The 16948-nt window shown below is 30.8% G+C and carries 16 protein-coding genes; 5 read left to right on the top strand and 11 right to left on the bottom strand.

The window, feature by feature from the left end:
- Window positions 1-43: 43 nt before the first annotated feature.
- The gene (locus DUT90_RS12120; protein WP_114427442.1) at window positions 44-1273 is read right to left on the bottom strand and encodes a 3-phosphoshikimate 1-carboxyvinyltransferase; all 1230 of its coding nucleotides are present in this window, start codon (window positions 1271-1273) and stop codon (window positions 44-46) included.
- 60 nt (window positions 1274-1333) lie between these two features.
- Between DUT90_RS12120 and DUT90_RS12115 the strand changes: the two genes are divergently transcribed.
- Entirely contained in the window at window positions 1334-4441 is a 3108-nt protein-coding gene (locus tag DUT90_RS12115) for a VPS10 domain-containing protein (RefSeq protein WP_114427441.1), read from the top strand.
- Here DUT90_RS12115 and DUT90_RS12110 read toward each other — a convergent pair.
- The 4 genes from DUT90_RS12110 to DUT90_RS12095 all read right to left on the bottom strand — a co-directional run bounded on the left by DUT90_RS12110 (window position 4438) and on the right by DUT90_RS12095 (window position 7125).
- The gene (locus DUT90_RS12110) at window positions 4438-5139 is read right to left on the bottom strand and encodes a crotonase/enoyl-CoA hydratase family protein (RefSeq protein WP_114427440.1); all 702 of its coding nucleotides are present in this window, start codon (window positions 5137-5139) and stop codon (window positions 4438-4440) included. The genes DUT90_RS12115 and DUT90_RS12110 overlap by 4 nt on opposite strands.
- Window positions 5140-5216: 77 nt before the next feature.
- A complete protein-coding gene (gene crcB, locus DUT90_RS12105; protein ID WP_114427439.1) occupies window positions 5217-5588 on the bottom strand; it encodes a fluoride efflux transporter CrcB in 372 nt (123 codons plus the stop codon).
- A complete protein-coding gene (locus DUT90_RS12100; RefSeq protein ID WP_114427438.1) occupies window positions 5588-6550 on the bottom strand; it encodes a BT_3928 family protein in 963 nt (320 codons plus the stop codon). The genes crcB and DUT90_RS12100 overlap by 1 nt, the downstream gene beginning before the upstream one ends.
- A 35-nt stretch (window positions 6551-6585) precedes the next feature.
- On the bottom strand, window positions 6586-7125 hold the full coding sequence (locus DUT90_RS12095; RefSeq protein WP_114427677.1) for a DUF1599 domain-containing protein: 540 nt from the start codon (window positions 7123-7125) through the stop codon (window positions 6586-6588).
- A gap of 129 nt (window positions 7126-7254) precedes the next feature.
- Here DUT90_RS12095 and DUT90_RS12090 point away from each other — a divergent pair, with 129 nt between their 5' ends.
- The 3 genes from DUT90_RS12090 (at window position 7255) to cdaA (ending at window position 9705) form a co-directional block, all read left to right on the top strand.
- Complete coding sequence (locus DUT90_RS12090; protein ID WP_114427437.1) at window positions 7255-7836, top strand: TIGR00730 family Rossman fold protein; 582 nt, start codon at window positions 7255-7257, stop codon at window positions 7834-7836.
- The gene (gene folP, locus DUT90_RS12085; protein ID WP_114427436.1) at window positions 7836-8660 is read left to right on the top strand and encodes a dihydropteroate synthase; all 825 of its coding nucleotides are present in this window, start codon (window positions 7836-7838) and stop codon (window positions 8658-8660) included. The genes DUT90_RS12090 and folP overlap by 1 nt, the downstream gene beginning before the upstream one ends.
- 268 nt (window positions 8661-8928) lie before the next feature.
- Window positions 8929-9705 carry a diadenylate cyclase CdaA gene (gene cdaA / locus DUT90_RS12080; RefSeq protein WP_114427435.1) on the top strand — a complete coding sequence of 259 codons (777 nt, stop codon included), beginning with the start codon at window positions 8929-8931 and terminating at the stop codon, window positions 9703-9705.
- Here cdaA and DUT90_RS12075 read toward each other — a convergent pair.
- Together DUT90_RS12075 and truA are read right to left on the bottom strand one after the other, a co-directional pair.
- Window positions 9702-11468, bottom strand: a complete 1767-nt coding sequence (locus DUT90_RS12075) for an ABC transporter ATP-binding protein (RefSeq protein WP_114427434.1) — start codon at window positions 11466-11468, stop codon at window positions 9702-9704. The genes cdaA and DUT90_RS12075 overlap by 4 nt on opposite strands.
- Window positions 11469-11471: 3 nt before the next feature.
- Window positions 11472-12197 (bottom strand): tRNA pseudouridine(38-40) synthase TruA, encoded by a 726-nt coding sequence (gene truA / locus DUT90_RS12070; protein WP_114427433.1) that lies wholly within the window; start codon window positions 12195-12197, stop codon window positions 11472-11474.
- Window positions 12198-12296: 99 nt separating this feature from the next.
- Here truA and DUT90_RS12065 point away from each other — a divergent pair, with 99 nt between their 5' ends.
- Window positions 12297-12794 carry a metallophosphoesterase gene (locus DUT90_RS12065; RefSeq protein WP_114427432.1) on the top strand — a complete coding sequence of 166 codons (498 nt, stop codon included), beginning with the start codon at window positions 12297-12299 and terminating at the stop codon, window positions 12792-12794.
- Here DUT90_RS12065 and DUT90_RS12060 read toward each other — a convergent pair.
- The 4 genes from DUT90_RS12060 to DUT90_RS12045 all read right to left on the bottom strand — a co-directional run bounded on the left by DUT90_RS12060 (window position 12781) and on the right by DUT90_RS12045 (window position 16849).
- Window positions 12781-14595 carry a tetratricopeptide repeat-containing sensor histidine kinase gene (locus tag DUT90_RS12060; protein WP_114427431.1) on the bottom strand — a complete coding sequence of 605 codons (1815 nt, stop codon included), beginning with the start codon at window positions 14593-14595 and terminating at the stop codon, window positions 12781-12783. The two genes, DUT90_RS12065 and DUT90_RS12060, sit on opposite strands and share 14 nt — an antisense overlap.
- A gap of 12 nt (window positions 14596-14607) precedes the next feature.
- Window positions 14608-15285: a hypothetical protein gene (locus DUT90_RS12055; protein ID WP_114427430.1), complete on the bottom strand. Its 678-nt coding sequence runs from the start codon at window positions 15283-15285 to the stop codon at window positions 14608-14610.
- 188 nt (window positions 15286-15473) lie between these two features.
- Window positions 15474-16139 (bottom strand): response regulator transcription factor, encoded by a 666-nt coding sequence (locus DUT90_RS12050; RefSeq protein ID WP_114427429.1) that lies wholly within the window; start codon window positions 16137-16139, stop codon window positions 15474-15476.
- Window positions 16140-16417: 278 nt separating this feature from the next.
- A complete protein-coding gene (locus DUT90_RS12045) occupies window positions 16418-16849 on the bottom strand; it encodes a DUF4293 domain-containing protein (RefSeq protein WP_114427428.1) in 432 nt (143 codons plus the stop codon).
- Window positions 16850-16948: the final 99 nt, after the last annotated feature.

Genomic DNA, 16948 nt, shown 5'->3' with positions numbered 1-16948 from the left:
TACGATATCAAAATAGGCGTTGTCAAGTGTTTGCCTATATAATTTAGAGTTTATCTATTTTAATGCCAATTTGTTGCATATCTTCCCAAAAATTTTGGTAAGATTTGGTAACTACTTCTGCATCTAAAATTTGAATAGGAACTTTTAACGCTAACGGAGCAAATGCCATTGCCATTCTATGATCGTTATAAGTTTTTATAGCAATATTTTCATGAATTACAGATGATGCTTTTAAATGTAAACTTTTGTCTGTTACCATTATTGATGCCCCTAATTTTGTCAATTCATCATGCAGCGCAACCAACCTATCTGTTTCCTTAATCTTTAAAGTATGTAAACCTGTTAAATTACAAGCAATACCTTCTGAAAAACAAGTAACTGCAATAGTTTGCGCAATATCTGGTGCATTTTTTAAATCTATTTCTAAAACAGATTTTTTTGTTTGCTTTACTTTCTTTAGCGTTATCGAATGTTCTTTATAAACCGTTTCTACTCCAAAATGCTCATAAATAGTGGCTAAACAAGAGTCTCCTTGTAAACTTTCTTTTTTATAAGCAGATAATGTAATTTCTGAACCGATTTCTAAAGAAGCAATAATCGAATAAAAATAACTCGCAGAAGACCAATCTGACTCTACAACAACTGTTTTTTTAGCTACTGATTTTTTAGAAAAGACAGTTATTTTATTATCATCAAAACTTGTTTTTATATCAAGCTGGTTTAACAAAGCTAACGTCATTTTTATATAAGGAACAGAGGTAATTTTTCCTAACAATTCAATTTCTAAACCGTTTTCTAATTTTGAAGCAATTAATAATAAAGACGAGATGTACTGACTACTTACATTTCCATTGATTTGTACTTTTTGCTTGATAATTCTAGATCCTTTTATCCTAATTGGAGGATATCCTTCTTTTGCTTCATAAGTAATATTTGCTCCTAACGCTTTTAAGGCATCAACTAAAAGAGCTATGGGTCTATTTTGCATTCTTTCAGAACCTGTCAATACGACTTCTCTACCTTCTTTTACAGCAAAATAAGAAGTTAAAAAACGCATTGCTGTACCTGCATGACCAATATTTACAACTTCTTCTGTAGTAGAAAGTGCATGTTGCATGTGTACAGAATCATCTGAATCTGATAAATTTTTAATAGAAATCTCTGGAAATAAGTTTTGAAGAATCAACAATCTGTTTGATTCACTTTTAGAACCAGAAATGGTAATTTCTTGGTTAACCTTTTTATTTTCAACAACATTTAACAGTATATCCATTTGTTAAGTTCTATAAAATAATATTAAATCCTTATTTTTAATGCTCATAAACCAATCGTCATGAAAAAAATTATTTTCCTAGCAATTAGCCTCTTTTTTATTACTGGTGCCAAAGTTAACGCACAAAAGAAATCTACCAAAGTTTCTGACAAATATTTTAGCGCTGTAAAATGGAGAAATATTGGCCCTTTTAGAGGTGGAAGAAGTGCTACTGTTACTGGAGTAACTAAAAAAGCAAACCTTTTTTATATGGGAACCACGGGCGGTGGTGTGTGGAAAACAATAGATGCAGGTAACACTTGGCAAAATATTTCTGATGGATTTTTTGGAGGTTCTGTTGGTGCAGTTGCAGTTTCTGAGTCTGATAACAATGTTATTTATGTTGGAATGGGAGAAAAAACTGTTCGTGGAAATGTTTCTTCTGGTGATGGAATTTGGAAGTCAAACAACGCAGGAAAAACTTGGCAACATATCGGTTTAAAAAACTCGCGTCATATTCCAAGAGTACGTATTCATCCTAAAAACGCTGATATTGTTTTTGCAGGTGTATTAGGTGATTTATACAAACCAACACAAGAAAGAGGTGTTTATAAATCTATTGACGGTGGAAAAAACTGGAAAAGAGTATTGTTTTCTAACGAGAATGCAGGAGTTGTAGATTTAATTATAGACCCAAATAACCCAAGAATTTTGTATGCTACTACTTGGAATGTGAGAAGAACTCCGTACAGTTTATCTTCTGGAGGTACAGGTTCTGCACTTTGGAAAAGTACTGATGAAGGTGAAACTTGGACAAATATTTCTAAAAACAAAGGTTTGCCTGATGGTATTTGGGGAATTAGTGGTGTAACCGTTTCTCCTTTAAATTCTGATATTGTTTGGGCATTAATTGAAAATAAAAAAGGAGGAATCTACAAATCTTTAGATGCAGGCAAAACATGGAAACTTATAAATTCTGAACGTAAATTAAGACAAAGAGCTTGGTATTATACGCGTTTGTACGCAGACACGCAAGATGAAAATATTTTATATGTTTTAAACGTACGCTACCATAAATCTACAGATGGCGGAAAAACTTACAAAACCTATAACGCACCGCATGGAGATCATCATGATTTATGGATTGCGCCTAATGATAACCAAAGAATGATTATTGGTGATGATGGTGGAGCACAAATTTCTTTTGATGCAGGTGAAAACTGGAGTACTTTTCTTAATCAACCAACTTCTCAATTCTACAGAGTTACTACAGATAATCATTTTCCGTATAGAATTTTAGCCGCACAACAAGACAATTCTACTATTAGAATTGCACATAGAAATTCTGGAAGTTTTATTACAGAATCTGACTGGGAAAGTACTGCTGGTGGTGAAAGTGCTCATATTGCTGTAGATCCTTTAAATAACGACATTGTTTACGGAGGAAGTTACGGCGGTTTGTTAACAAGAAAAAATCATAAAACCAACGAAACAAGAGCTGTAAATGTTTGGCCAGATGATCCTATGGGACATGGTGCAGAAGATTTTAAATATCGTTTTCAATGGAATTTTCCTGTTTTCTTTTCACCAAATAATAAAAAACGGCTGTATGCTGCTTCTAACCATTTGCATGTAACAGAAAACGAGGGACAGTCTTGGAAAGTTATTAGTCCAGATTTAACAAGAAACGATCCAAAAACATTAGGCCCTTCTGGAGGTCCAATAACAAAAGACAATACTGGTGTAGAATATTATGGAACCATATTTGCCGCAACAGAATCTTCTTATGAACCCGGAGTAATTTGGACAGGTTCTGATGATGGCTTGGTACACATTAGTAAAAATAATGGTGAAAGTTGGGCAAACGTAACCCCAAAAAAAATGCCAGATTGGATGATGATTAATTGTATAGAAGTTGATCCTTTTATCAAAGGTGGCGCATATATAGTAGGTACAAAATACAAAACAGGAGATTATCAACCTTACCTCTACAAAACAGAAAATTACGGAAAATCTTGGAAACGTATTACCAACGGAATTGGTAATGAAGATTTTACAAGGGCTTTACGAGCAGATCCAAAACGTAAAGGTTTGTTATATGCTGGTACAGAAAAAGGAATGTATATTTCTTTTGATGATGGTAAAAACTGGCAAAAGTTTCAACAAAACTTACCTATTGTACCCATTACCGATTTGGCTATTAAAAATGACAACTTAATTGCTGCCACTCAGGGTCGTTCTCTTTGGATTATTGATGATTTAACTCCTCTACATCAAATAAATTCCTCAATCGTAAACCAAGATATTGTATTATATAAACCCAAAGATGCTTACAATATAAATGGTGGAAATGGAAGAACTTCTAAAACCATGGGAACCAATCATCCTGGAGGAGTTGCTATTAATTATTATGTTAAGGAGAAAACCGAAAAAGACACAATTGCTTTGTCTATTTATGATGCCAATACTAATCTTATACAAGTCTATAGCTCTTCACCTAATAAAGAGAAAAAAGAAGAAAAACTTACTGTAAAAGATGGGAATAATATTTTTTATTGGAATATGGTTTACCCTGGAGCAGAAAAAATAAAAGGTATGATTTTATGGTGGGCCTCTTTAAATGGTCCTGTTGCTTTACCTGGAAAGTATACGGTAGAACTATCCGTAAATGGTAAAAAACTACGCGAAGAATTTTCAATTCTAAAAAATCCAATGTCAGAAACTACTTTGGCAGACACGAAAGCTCAATTTGATTTTATTACAAGCATTAACACAAAAATGAGTGAGATTCATAAAGCTTTAAAAAATGTAACCAAGGTTCGTGACCAGGTAAATTTGTTAAAAAAATCTATAAAAGACACCGAAAAACATAAAGGTGTATTGGACTATGCAGAAAGTTTGGTAAAAGATATTACTAGTATTGAAGAAACATTGTATCAAACAAAATCAAAAAGTAACCAAGACCCGTTAAACTTTCCTATTCGTTTGAATAATAAATTAGCACATTTAAACTCATTAACACGAATTGGAAATTATGCCCCAACACAACAAGCAATTGATTTTAAAAATGAAATTACTGCAATAATTGATGTTGAATTGGCTAAACTATATAGCATTTTTAACAACGCCGTAAAAGAACTGAATCAAAAAGTAAAAGAAAGCGATATTGATTTGATTCAGTTAGATTAAGCGCGTATAGAAATATCGCTTTCTAAATCTAGCTGAATAGCCGATTCTAAATCTAATAAATGTTGCTTTCTTACCTTAAGTTTGGTTTCAGAATGTGCCTTAGTGTTCAATTTTGCAAAAAGCGATGCAACTTTTATGGCTGTTGGCAGTAAGTGATTTTCAGGAACAACAACATCTAAAAAACCTGCATTTACGGCCTGCTTTGGGTTGTATAATTCTGCATTAACAACGCTTCTATTCATATAAACTTCAGATAAGCGTGTTTTTGCAATAGCAATTCCTGCATGGTGCATTGTCATTCCTATTTGCACTTCATTCAATCCAATTTTAAAATCTCCTTCTACACCAATTCTATAATCAGCTGATAACAATAAAAAAGCACCTTTAGCAATAGCATGACCAGAACAAGCAATAACAATGGGTTTTGAAAAAGACAACATTCTTAATGATAATTGAGAACCTTTTGTAACCAGTTCTTTTGCAGATTCAGGAGATTTTGTCATCACTTTTAAATCAAAACCCGCAGAAAAAAAACCAGATTTCCCTGTAATAACAAGTACTTTGTCATCTTGTTGAGCTTTATCTAAAGCATCATGTAACCCTTGTATAACATCAAAAGATATGGCATTTACTTTACCATTATTTATAGTTGCTATTGCGTAATTATCTTCTGATTGATAGGTAACTAGTTTGTTCATCTTAAAAGTATTTTTATTAGTTCTGGATACAAATTTTCTTATTCTTCAAAAATTCACTCAAATTGAGAGTTACAATTTTAAATGAATTTTACCAAATACATTCCGGCAAAAACGGCTAAAAACCCCACTGTAAAGCTTGCTATAGTGTAAAAAGCGAACGAGGTAAAATCTCCTGACTTTAAGAACATATGATTTTCGTAAGCAAAGGTTGAAAAAGTTGTAAAACCTCCGCAAAATCCTGTTGCTAAGAGTAAAGTATGATTTTGAGTTAAGGCATCATTTTTGGCTGCATACCCTAAAATAATACCGATACATAAACTTCCTAAAATATTTACAGCAAAGGTTGCTAAAGGAAATCCGTTTTCGGTAGTGTTTAACCATTTTCCTATTAAAAATCGTAAAACGCTTCCAAATCCGCCACCTATAAAAACCAATACTAATTGTTTCATTATAACTTTATTTTATCTACATCTACCCAATTTTTCTTTTGCGTAACTGTTCCTTTATTTAAAATCATAACTCCAGGATTTGCACGAATCATTGTTTTTAAAGTAGTTTCGTCACAAAACAAAAACTCAAAAGGAAAATTATGTTTTTCTTTAACTGCTAATAAATCATCAGTAAACGAGGCAGAAACTCCATACACAGTATATCCTTTTTCTAAAGCTTTTGTGGCTGTTTCTCTAATTGCAGAAAATCCATTTACATCAGATTTGTCTAAATTATAGATAACAATAAGCATCAATTTTTCTTTTTGCAATAGCTCTGGAGCCAAATCTGCTTGGGCATCTTCTAGCATAAAATCATGAACAGGAGGAATGCTTCCATCTTCAGGAAAAACCATTCCTTCATGAATATTCTTTCCAACAGCATAAGCTCTAAAATCTATAATTGGTAAATGCGTTAGTACATGTTGTATGATAAACAAAAAGGAGGCTAAAGAAATTAACGTGATAATTTTAGGAATTTTACCACCAAAAATAGGTTTTACCATAGACACTTTAAGTACCAATAAAATAATAAGCGCAATTAAAATAACATTTTTATAAAATGTCTCCCAAGGTGTTAATTTAATGGCATCTCCAAAACAACCACAATCTGTAACTTTATTGTAATACGCAGAATACCACGTTAAAAACAAAAAAATGAGTGTTAAAATCAACAAACTCCATACTGTAATTTTGGGTTTGTACCCAATTAAAATGGTAACACCTAGCAGAATTTCTGCTACAATTAACAATATTGCAAAGGGCAACGCATACGGAATTAAAAACTCCATATTTAACACCGATTCAGAAAAGTATTCTTGAAATTTGTATTGAGAACCAATTGGATCTACCAATTTTACAAAACCTGAAAAAATAAATAAGGCGCCTACTATAATTCTTGAAAGTTGTACTACTATATTCATATGTTAAATTTAACTAAAGTAATCTGTTGTATTCTTTACAAATCTGCTAAATGAATCATTGCAAAAACAGCATAATTTATCATGTCTTGATAGTTCGCATCTATTCCTTCAGAAACCAAAGTTTTGCCTTTATTATCTTCTATTTGTTTTACACGTAGTAATTTTTGTAAAATCAAATCTGTTAAAGAAGATACGCGCATATCTCTCCAAGCCTCACCATAATCATGGTTCTTATTTAGCATTAGCTCTTTGGTTACTTTAGCATGTTTATCATACAATGCAGTCGCTTCATCAGTATTTAAATCGGGTTGTTCTACCACACCTTTTTCTAATTGAATCAATGCCATAATGGAATAATTAATGATTCCAATAAATTCAGATTTTTCTCCTTCATCTACTTTTCTTACCTCATTTTCTTGCAACTGTCTAATTCGTTGCGCTTTAATAAAAATCTGATCTGTTAAAGATGGTAAACGTAAAATTCTCCATGCAGCTCCATAATCAGACATTTTTTTTATAAATAAACTTCTACATTCTGTAATAACTGCATTGTATTGTTTGGAAGTATCTTGCATTTTTTGATAAGTATATTGAACTCTTTGTAAAAGTAACAAATACAAAATACTTTAAGTTTATTTTTTTAGTTTTTTACACAATCTTCAGTCCAATTCTTTTATTTTTACATAGCATTTATCTCTTATTTTATGAAAAAAATTGTTGTTTTTTGCGGTTCAAGTTTGGGTTTTAATCCAGCGTATAAAAAAGCTGCAATAGAACTTGGCAACTACTTTGCAAACCACAATATTGGGTTGGTTTATGGTGGTGGAAAAGTTGGAATGATGGGCGTTATTGCAGACACCATGTTAGCCCAAAATGGACAAGTTATTGGTGTAATACCCAAACTATTAGAAAAAGAAGAAGTTGTACATGCTGGAGTGGCAGAAATGATTGTTTGCAAAACAATGAGCGAACGAAAGGTAATTATGAGTAAATTAATTGACGGCTACATTACGTTACCAGGAGGATTCGGAACGTTAGATGAACTATTTGAAGCCCTTACCCTAAGCCAATTACATATAGAACAAAAACCCGTTGGTTTGTTAAACATCAATGGTTTTTTTGATGCAATGCTAGTACAAATAGATAAAATGATTGAAGAAGGCTATGTAAAAGCAGCCAATAAAGAGTTGCTCATTGTGGGCACTTCTGTGCATGAACTCCTTCAAAAAATGAACAAGTACACACCACCTAAAATAAGTCACGTAATAAACAAAGTAGTACGCTAATGACAATAAATTGCAACGGCAAATTAATAGACCTTGCCACTCCTAAAGTAATGGGTATTTTAAACATTACGCCAGATTCTTTTTTTGATGGTGGCAAGTACAAAAACGAGGCTGACATTCTTTTTCAAACTGAAAAAATGCTAACAGAAGGCGCTACTTTTATAGATGTTGGTGCGTACTCTTCTAGACCAGGAGCAAAACACATTACAGAACAAGAAGAGCTTAAAAGAATACTACCAGTTGTAAACTTATTGGTCAAAAATTTTCCTCAAATCATCATTTCTGTAGATACATTTAGAAGTAAAGTAGCCTTAGAAACCATTACCTCAGGAGCAGCTATTGTTAATGATATTTCTGGGGGAAATATGGACGCTAACATGTTTAAAACTGTTGCCAATTTACAAGTTCCTTACATTGTAATGCACATGTTAGGCACACCCCAAAACATGCAAAAAAATCCTATTTACAATAATGTTACCAAAGAAATCATTTCCTTTTTTGCTGCTCAAATTTCTAAGTTACATCAATTAAAATTAAACGACGTCATTATAGATGTAGGTTTCGGATTTGGAAAAACCATAAATCATAATTTTGAAATTCTTAAAAACCTATCTTTATTCAAAAACTTAGACGCTCCAATTCTAGCAGGTATTTCAAGAAAATCAATGCTATATAAAACTTTAGACATTTCTGCAAAAGAAGCCCTAAATGCAACCACAAGTGCAAACACCATAGCATTGTTAAATGGCGCCAATATACTAAGAGTACATGACGTTAAAGAAGCTTTACAAGCTGTAAAAATTGTAAACCAAATTTCTTTTTAGAAGCTATTTCCAGCTTTCGCTACTCGCTTTTTTTCGTTCCTCAAAAAGAGCTCAAACACACCGCTCAATCTGGGCTAGACTTGTTTGCTTATTCTTTGCAAATTAGAGTTTGTATGTTATACCTTATAAAAGGATATAAAATATACCGCAAAACTACCAAACAAAAGTTGTAACAATATTTTAGAGAAACAATATAGTCAAAGAAAAATGTCTAACATTGCTTTCAATAAATTTATTAGTATTTTAGCCTAAAATCAAGGTTACCTTTATGTTCGATTTTATTGAATTTTCTTTGTTAGATGTACTAGACATTCTCTTAGTAGCTACCCTACTCTATTACATTTACAAATTGTTAAAAGGTACAGTTGCCATAAATATTGTTATTGGTATTGCTTTTATCTTTCTAATTTGGAAAATTACACAAGCCTTAAAAATGGAAATGCTAAGTGGTATTTTAGGGTATCTACTATCTGGAGGTGTTATTGCTCTAATTATCGTTTTTCAACAAGAAATTAGAAAGTTTTTATTAATGATTGGTACTACCAATTTTACCAATAAACGCAGTTTTTTAAAGCAACTTAAATTTTTACAAACAGAAATTGCTTCAGAAATTGATACAGATACCATTTTAGATGCATGTAAAAAAATGTCTAAATCTAAAACAGGTGCCTTAATTGTTATAGAACGCACAAATTCTTTAGATTTTTTAATTAACACCGGAGATTCTATGAATGCTGCAGTTAATGAGGTACTATTAGAAAGTATTTTTTACAAAAATAGTCCTTTACATGATGGTGCTTTAATTATTCGCGATAATTTTATAGTAGCTACAAGAGTTGTTTTACCAATATCTGATAGCGCTAAGATTCCTGCCAGATTTGGGCTACGACATAGAGCAGCTATTGGAGTATCAGAAAAAACAGATGCCGTTTGCGTATTAGTCTCAGAAGAAACTGGTGAAATTTCGTATATTAAAGATGGTGGATTTGAGTTGTATGCTAATTACGAAGAACTCAATGAAAAAATGAAAAAAGATTTAATTTAAGAAGCCAATTCCATCGCAAATTGTTTTTCATACAAGTTTTTATAATACCCTTCTTTTTTCTTCAGCAGCTCATTATGAGTACCTTCTTCTACAATCAACCCTTTGTCCATTACAATAATCTTATCAGCATTAATAATAGTGGCTAACCTATGCGCAATAACTATAGAGGTTCTGCCCTTAGTAATTGTTTCTGTGGCGTACTGAATCATTTTTTCTGCCTGTGCATCTACAGAAGAGGTTGCTTCATCCAAAATTAAAATACTAGGTTTGCTAACGTAAGCACGTAAAAAAGCAATCAACTGTCTTTGTCCAGAAGACAACATTGCACCGCGTTCTTTTACATTGTATTGATAGCCTCCAGGAAGCGTCATAATAAAATCATGAATTCCAATCTGTTTAGCTGCTTTTTCTACATCGTTTAGAGTAATGTCCTTATTTTTTAACGTTATGTTGTTTAAAATAGAGTCTGAAAATAAAAAAACATCTTGCAACACCACAGCAACCTGTTCTCGTAGACTCTCTAAGGTATATTGATTAATAGGAGTACCATCTACTGCAATAATGCCAGCATCAATTTCATAAAAACGATTGATCAAATTAATGATGGTAGATTTTCCTGCTCCCGTTGCTCCAACAATAGCAACTGTTTGTCCAGATTTTACATCTAAAGATATGCCTTTTAGTACTTCTTCTCCTTTTACATAACTAAATCTAACACTATCAAAATTAATATTTCCTGTTAATTTTTTAGCTGTAATGGTTCCGTTTTTTACAATACTGCTTTCTGTATCCATCACTTTAAAAACACGTTCTCCAGAAACAATACCCATTTGCAATTGGTTAAATTTATCTGCTATTTGACGTAAAGGTCTAAATAACATTTGCGCCATTTGCACAAATGCCATTACTGTTCCCGGGCCTGGGACTTGACCTGATATAATTTGCTTACTCCCAAACCAAACTATCAATCCTATTCCAATAGATGATAAAATTTCTGCAATAGGAAAAAAGATAGAAAAATACCAAATGGTTTTAACATAAGCTTGTTTATGCTTGTTGTTAATGTCCATAAAATTTTTGTACTCTATTTTTTCTCTGTTAAAGAGTTGCACAATTTTCATACCTGTAACTCTCTCTTGTACAAACCCATTTAAATTGGCTACCTGGTTTCTAACTTCTTGAAAAGTTGCTTTAATTGCCTTTTGAAAAACCCTTGTAGCATAAATCAAAATTGGGAGTACAGATATAGCTATAAGTGCTAATTTCCAATTAAAATAAAACATCAAGAAAATTACAGCAAACATTTGCAATACATCACTAACAATCGTAAAAACACCGCTACTAAAAAAAGCAGCAATAGTTTCTATATCAGAAACCACTCTAGTTACCAATTTTCCTACAGAATTCTTGTCAAAATAAGACATTTTAAATTGTAGAATATGTCTAAATATTTTGGCTCTAATATCTCTAATAATATGTTGCCCTACCCAATTAGCAAAATAAATGAAAGAAAAACGCAATAAAACTTCTAAAAACACAACTCCTAACATGAGTAAAATGTTGTTTATGAGTCCTTGTGAATCTTTTTCAGTAATATATTTATCAACAGTTTCTTTTATCAAATACGGATTTAAAAGAGAAACACAAGCCAATAAAACTGTGGAAGCAGAAGCTAAAAAAAAGTTAAGTTTATAGCGTTTTGCAAAAGACATTAGTCTTAAAAAAATCTGTAAATCAAAAGCTTTTCCTGTTTTATTTGCCAAAATCTAATATTTAATCTTTGTTAAAAATAAGCCTTTTGCAGGTACTGATAATCCTGCATTACTTCTATTTTTACTTTCTATTATTTTTCTAAAATCGTTTTTGTTTATTTTACCCAAACCAACATCTACCAAGGTTCCTACAATTGCTCTTACCATATTTCGTAAAAAACGATTTGCAGTAATATAAAATGTGAGTTCGCTATTTTGTTGTTTCCAGACTGCTTCTGTAATATCACAATTATACGTATAAACGTCTGTTTTTACCTTAGAAAAGGTCTGGAAATCTGTATAGTCTAACAATAACTTAGCAGCATCATTCATTAACGTTACATCTAATTGTTGTGAATGAATTTGCCAAGTGAAATCTAATAAAAACGGATTTCTACCCAACCATATTTTATACTCATAACTTCTGCTAACAGCATCAAAACGCGCGTGTTTTTTTTCTTCTACCTTAAAAACTCTGTACACAACAATATCTTTTGGTAAAAGAGAATTCATTTTATGTGCTACATCTCCTTTTATATCACTATTCACATCAAAATGAGCAAACATTTGTGATGCATGAACCCCTGTATCTGTTCTTCCTGCTCCAACAACTTCTATTTTTTGTTGGGTTATTGTACTTATAGCATTATTTAGCTTTTCTTGTACAGAAATTACATCAGGTTGAATTTGCCACCCGTGATAGTTTTTTCCGTTGTAAGAAAGCTCTATAAAATATCTCAAAAAGGTTTGTTTTGTTGCTTTCAAAATTACGGAATTTATTTTGTTATCGTTACTTTTGATTCTTCTTGAGGCGTTAAACTTTTCTTACTATTTTTCTGAATGAAAAAGATTCTACTACTATCCGATACACACAGTTTTATAAACCCACAAATTATAAAGTTTGTAAAACAAGCCGATGAAGTTTGGCATGCTGGAGATATCGGTAAACTTGAGGTAACAGATACTATAAAATTGTTAAAGCCTTTAAAGGCTGTTTATGGGAATATAGATAATAAAGAGGCACGAGCAGAATTTCCTCTAGATGCAAAATTTACTGTTGAAGGAGTTTCTGTTTGGATGACACATATTGGTGGATATCCAAATAGATATAATTTGAGAATTAGAGATGAGATTCAGAAAAATCCGCCTAAGATTTTTATATCAGGGCATTCACATATCTTAAAAGTTCAGTATGACAAGAAACTAGATTTACTGCATTTAAATCCAGGAGCTGCGGGTAATCATGGGTTTCATAAAATTAGGACCATGCTACGTTTTGAACTTGATAAAGGAGAAATAAAAAATTTAGAAATTATAGAATTAGCTAAACGTGGTTAGGCGCTTCCTTTTCAACTATTGGCAACTCCACTTCTATTTTAGTTCCTTTATCATTAGTAGAATCTATGTGAAAGAAACCATTCATTATTCTAATTCTAGCATCTATCTGGTTTATCCCTAAACCATCTTTTTGTGTTATTTTTGTTTTATCAAAACCCACTCCATTATCTACAATTTTTAGATGTAGTTTACCTTCTTTTTCTTCTAGGCTAACTACTGCTTCACTAGCTTTACTATGTTTTAAAATATTATTAATAAATTCTTGAATAATATTATACATTTTAATTTCAAAACTCTGGTGATACCTACCTACTCTTCCGATATTTGTTTCTATTGCTATTTGAGAGTTTGAATACTTATCTGCTATATCCAAAATAGCAAATTTTAAACCAAATTTTAATAATACAGAAGATACTAATGTATGTGATAAATCTCTAATCTTTTGAGAGGCTTCTGTAATAATGTTACTAGTTTTATCTATTTCAATGGGGGCATTACCATTAAACTGACTTTTTGTAGCTTGTAAATGTAAATTTGCAGAAGATAATAAGGCACTAACACTGTCATGCAGCGTTTCTGCAATTTGTTTTCTTTCAGATTCTTTACCATCTATGGTTGCATTTAATATTCTAGTTTGTGAGTCGGATTTAATTTTTTCTATCTTTTGGCTTTGTAACAAATGAGTTTGAGATAATTTTAATCTTAAGTTTTTTTGTTTTAATTTATAAAAATTTAGACCATACAATAAAGAAACAATAACTATAAAAGCTACAATACCAATAAATAAAAAGGTTTTTTGAGCTTTAAGCCTCTTGTTTTCTTCTTCTTTTAATAGTAACTGCTTTTTTACATCAAAATCCCATTTTTCTGTAATTTCTGCAATTAAAGCTCTAACTTCCTTTTCTCTTAAACTATCTTTAAGTATATAAGATAGCTCCTGATAATCATAAGCCTTATAGTCTTTAAGTTTATATAAATTATAAGCTAAATTATAATATAAATCTTCTCTAACCTTTAAAGCTTCATTAGTGTTGACATTCCGTATTATATCTAAAGCTTGAAAATATATCCTTTTAGCTTCGGTAAAATTATCTTCCGATAAATAAATACTAGACAGATTACCTAAGGCACCAGCAGTACTTACTTTATTATTTAATTTTTTTTGTATGTTTATAGATTTAAGAACAAAATATTTAGATTTTTCATATAAACTATCACGCAAATAAATAACTGAAAGATTATTGTAGGCTTTTGACTTAATTTCCAAAACCTTGTCACTATTACTATTTATACTATCTATGACCTTATAGTAATATATAGCGCTATCTCTGTACGAATTGTTGTTATTGATAATATTTAATCTACTAAATGTATTTCCATACTTCAATAAAGATTCAGATTTAATATAGTTTATATCTGAATGTATAGGAGCTTTAACATTATCTATAAATTTTTTAATCTCGTTTAAAGATTGAAGCGTTTGATTATAATACAATAATGCATTTTCATTATTTCTAGTAGCATAATAAATATTAGCTATCAAATGCTTTAGAAGTAATATTTCTTCCGTATTATTAACATGTTCAGTGTTGTAATTTTTCAGTAAATTAAGAGACAGTTGTAAGGATTTTGCAAAATTGTTAGTATCGTATAATTTTTTTGCTTCCAAGTAACCTTTAGACAACTCACCACTTTGAAATATAAAAGATGAAGTTGTCTTTAACTCAACTTCATCTTTTATGTTTTTGTTTGGAAGATTTACTAATAAAAGTGAAATTATTAGTAAAATTTTAATGTTCAAAATTTGTTAATTTTAAAGAATGATACCTCTAGGTTTTCTTGGTTTACTGTATTCTAAGTCTACTCCTTTTGCTAAATTATTATTTTTTAAGTGATTAACAAAATCAAACTTTAAGGGTTTTCCTTCTTCTTTTTCTAATATTCTAGTAAAACTCACCTCAGAAGATTTACCGTCTTCTAAATGAATTTCATAAGTTTCTATTTCTTCATTATAAACAAAATCTACTTTAACTTTATTTTTTACTGTAAAATCTAAAGTAAACGTTCCGTCATCATTACTTTCAATGCTATAGTCTTTTAGTTTAAGATAATCATCATTTTTAGCAAGTGTAATATTATCATCAATAATTGTAATGTTAGATAAGCTAGTGCCTGCATCCTTAAAACCAACCTTAAGTTGCTCACCGTCTATTACCAAATCTTGAGTTACTTTTCTGCTTAATTTGTCTTGAGAAGGATATAAATAAATATTGTTAGTATTGGTACTTTCATCTATAACATTATCAGCCGCAACGTTTTCATTTAAGCTATAGTCTAATGTATACGCACCATTTGAGTCTCTTTTAATTTTAAAAGATTTAAGTAGTTCTAATGATTGATCTTCTGGCGCAACTGTTGTTTCGTTTGTAGAACAAGAAGTAAAAACAAGTGTTAACGATGCCACTAAAGCAAATAGACTAATTTTTTTCATAATCGGGAATGGTTTAAGGTTATTTATGTTTAGTTAACTTTAGGGGTGGGGCTATTTTAATTTTTATGATAGCAGGTCTTGCAATGTATGTATATCAATATATTAGTTATTACGGGGGTACTATGATTAGCTTTTTAGGGGATGACTGAAACAATCAAAGCTATGGAATAGTTATTTAGGGATAGGGACTATACTATATTGTTTTTTACTGCATACATTGCCAAACCTACTGCATTTTTTACATTTAATTTTTTTAATAAACTTTTTCTATATGTTTCTACTGTATTGACACTGAGGTTTAAAAAATCAGCCATTTCAGCAGTACTATATTGTTTTGTTATTAGTTTTAATACATCAAGTTCTCTTTCAGTTAAACTGTCTAATAAAAACTTGTCTGGCATTTCGCCTTGTGGAACCATCTCTCCTGATAAAGATTGCAACAATATACCTTGTATATCATCACTAAAATATTGCTGACCTTTTGCAACTGCCTTAATAGCTTTTACAATATGAACTCCTGCATTATTTTTAGAAATATACCCTTTGCAACCGAGGTTTAACACTTCTTGAACAATTTTCACATCATCGTAACTAGACAGTATAATAACTTTTTGGTTTATTTTGTTTTTTTTGAAATACTTTAAAACTTCAAAACCATCTAAAACAGGCATTGTAATGTCTAATATTAAAACATCTGCTTTGTTTTCATTATTATCAAACCAATCGATTACTTCTTGTCCAGTTAAAGAATAATCTCTAACCTCTATTTCTTCATCGGTATTTATTACAGCCATGATACCCTCTATAAGGATTTTATGATCATCAGCTACGTGAACGTAAATCTTTTCTCTCATTTCTACACTTACAAATTTATATTAGATATTAGTATTGCACAATCCCCATTTTCAGTGAAATTTTCATCTCACTGTTTTCAGTGAACCTTCTCACTGTTTTCAGTGAGTACTATGTATTAAGAATTTGATTATCAAACGATTAAATTACACATTTTTTTCAATATACAGGCTATGAACTTATTTTCCAGTAAGTTAATTAAACTAAATGTTTTCTAAAAAACAAAAACCGAGAATAAATTCTCGGTTTTTTTCGCACTAAATATACTAAGATGTTAGGTTTATCGCAATCTATCTACAGATTTTACAAGATCTTCATCCTTTTTAATAGCTTTATTTGCCAAAACAACAAGCAAAATCACTAAAATTGGTAAGAACATCCCAATACCTTTCTCAGAAATCGAAATTTCTCCAGGTAATGTTAGAGATACATATATCAATAAGCCTAATAAAAAAAGGTTTATCAAAATAACTATTCTGCCTATCACAAATTGAAACTTTCTATCTTTATACAAAAAGATCGTAATCAATGAAATAATTGCAGACACTATAAATAATACAGGAATTACCTTTAAAGTAAAATCTTCTTTAAAAAATAATTCTATTGCGTATATTTCTTTCTTAAAATTTTCCCATAAATCGAAAACAAAAATCAGCCCTCCAGATACTATAGAAGCTAATAATAAATATATACTTTGTATTCTTTGAATCATTTTAAAAAATAGGATTACAAAAGTAGTTTTTTCTTTTTTAAAAAGAAAATGTATAACTCAAAAAAAATATTTATATTTGTGAAAATAAACCGCACAAAA

The organism is Polaribacter sp. WD7, from assembly GCF_003335085.1.
In the GTDB taxonomy this organism is placed as follows: Bacteria; Bacteroidota; Bacteroidia; order Flavobacteriales; family Flavobacteriaceae; genus Polaribacter.
Note: the sequence above shows the minus strand (reverse complement) of the source record. Positions and strands in the feature narration are given on the sequence as shown.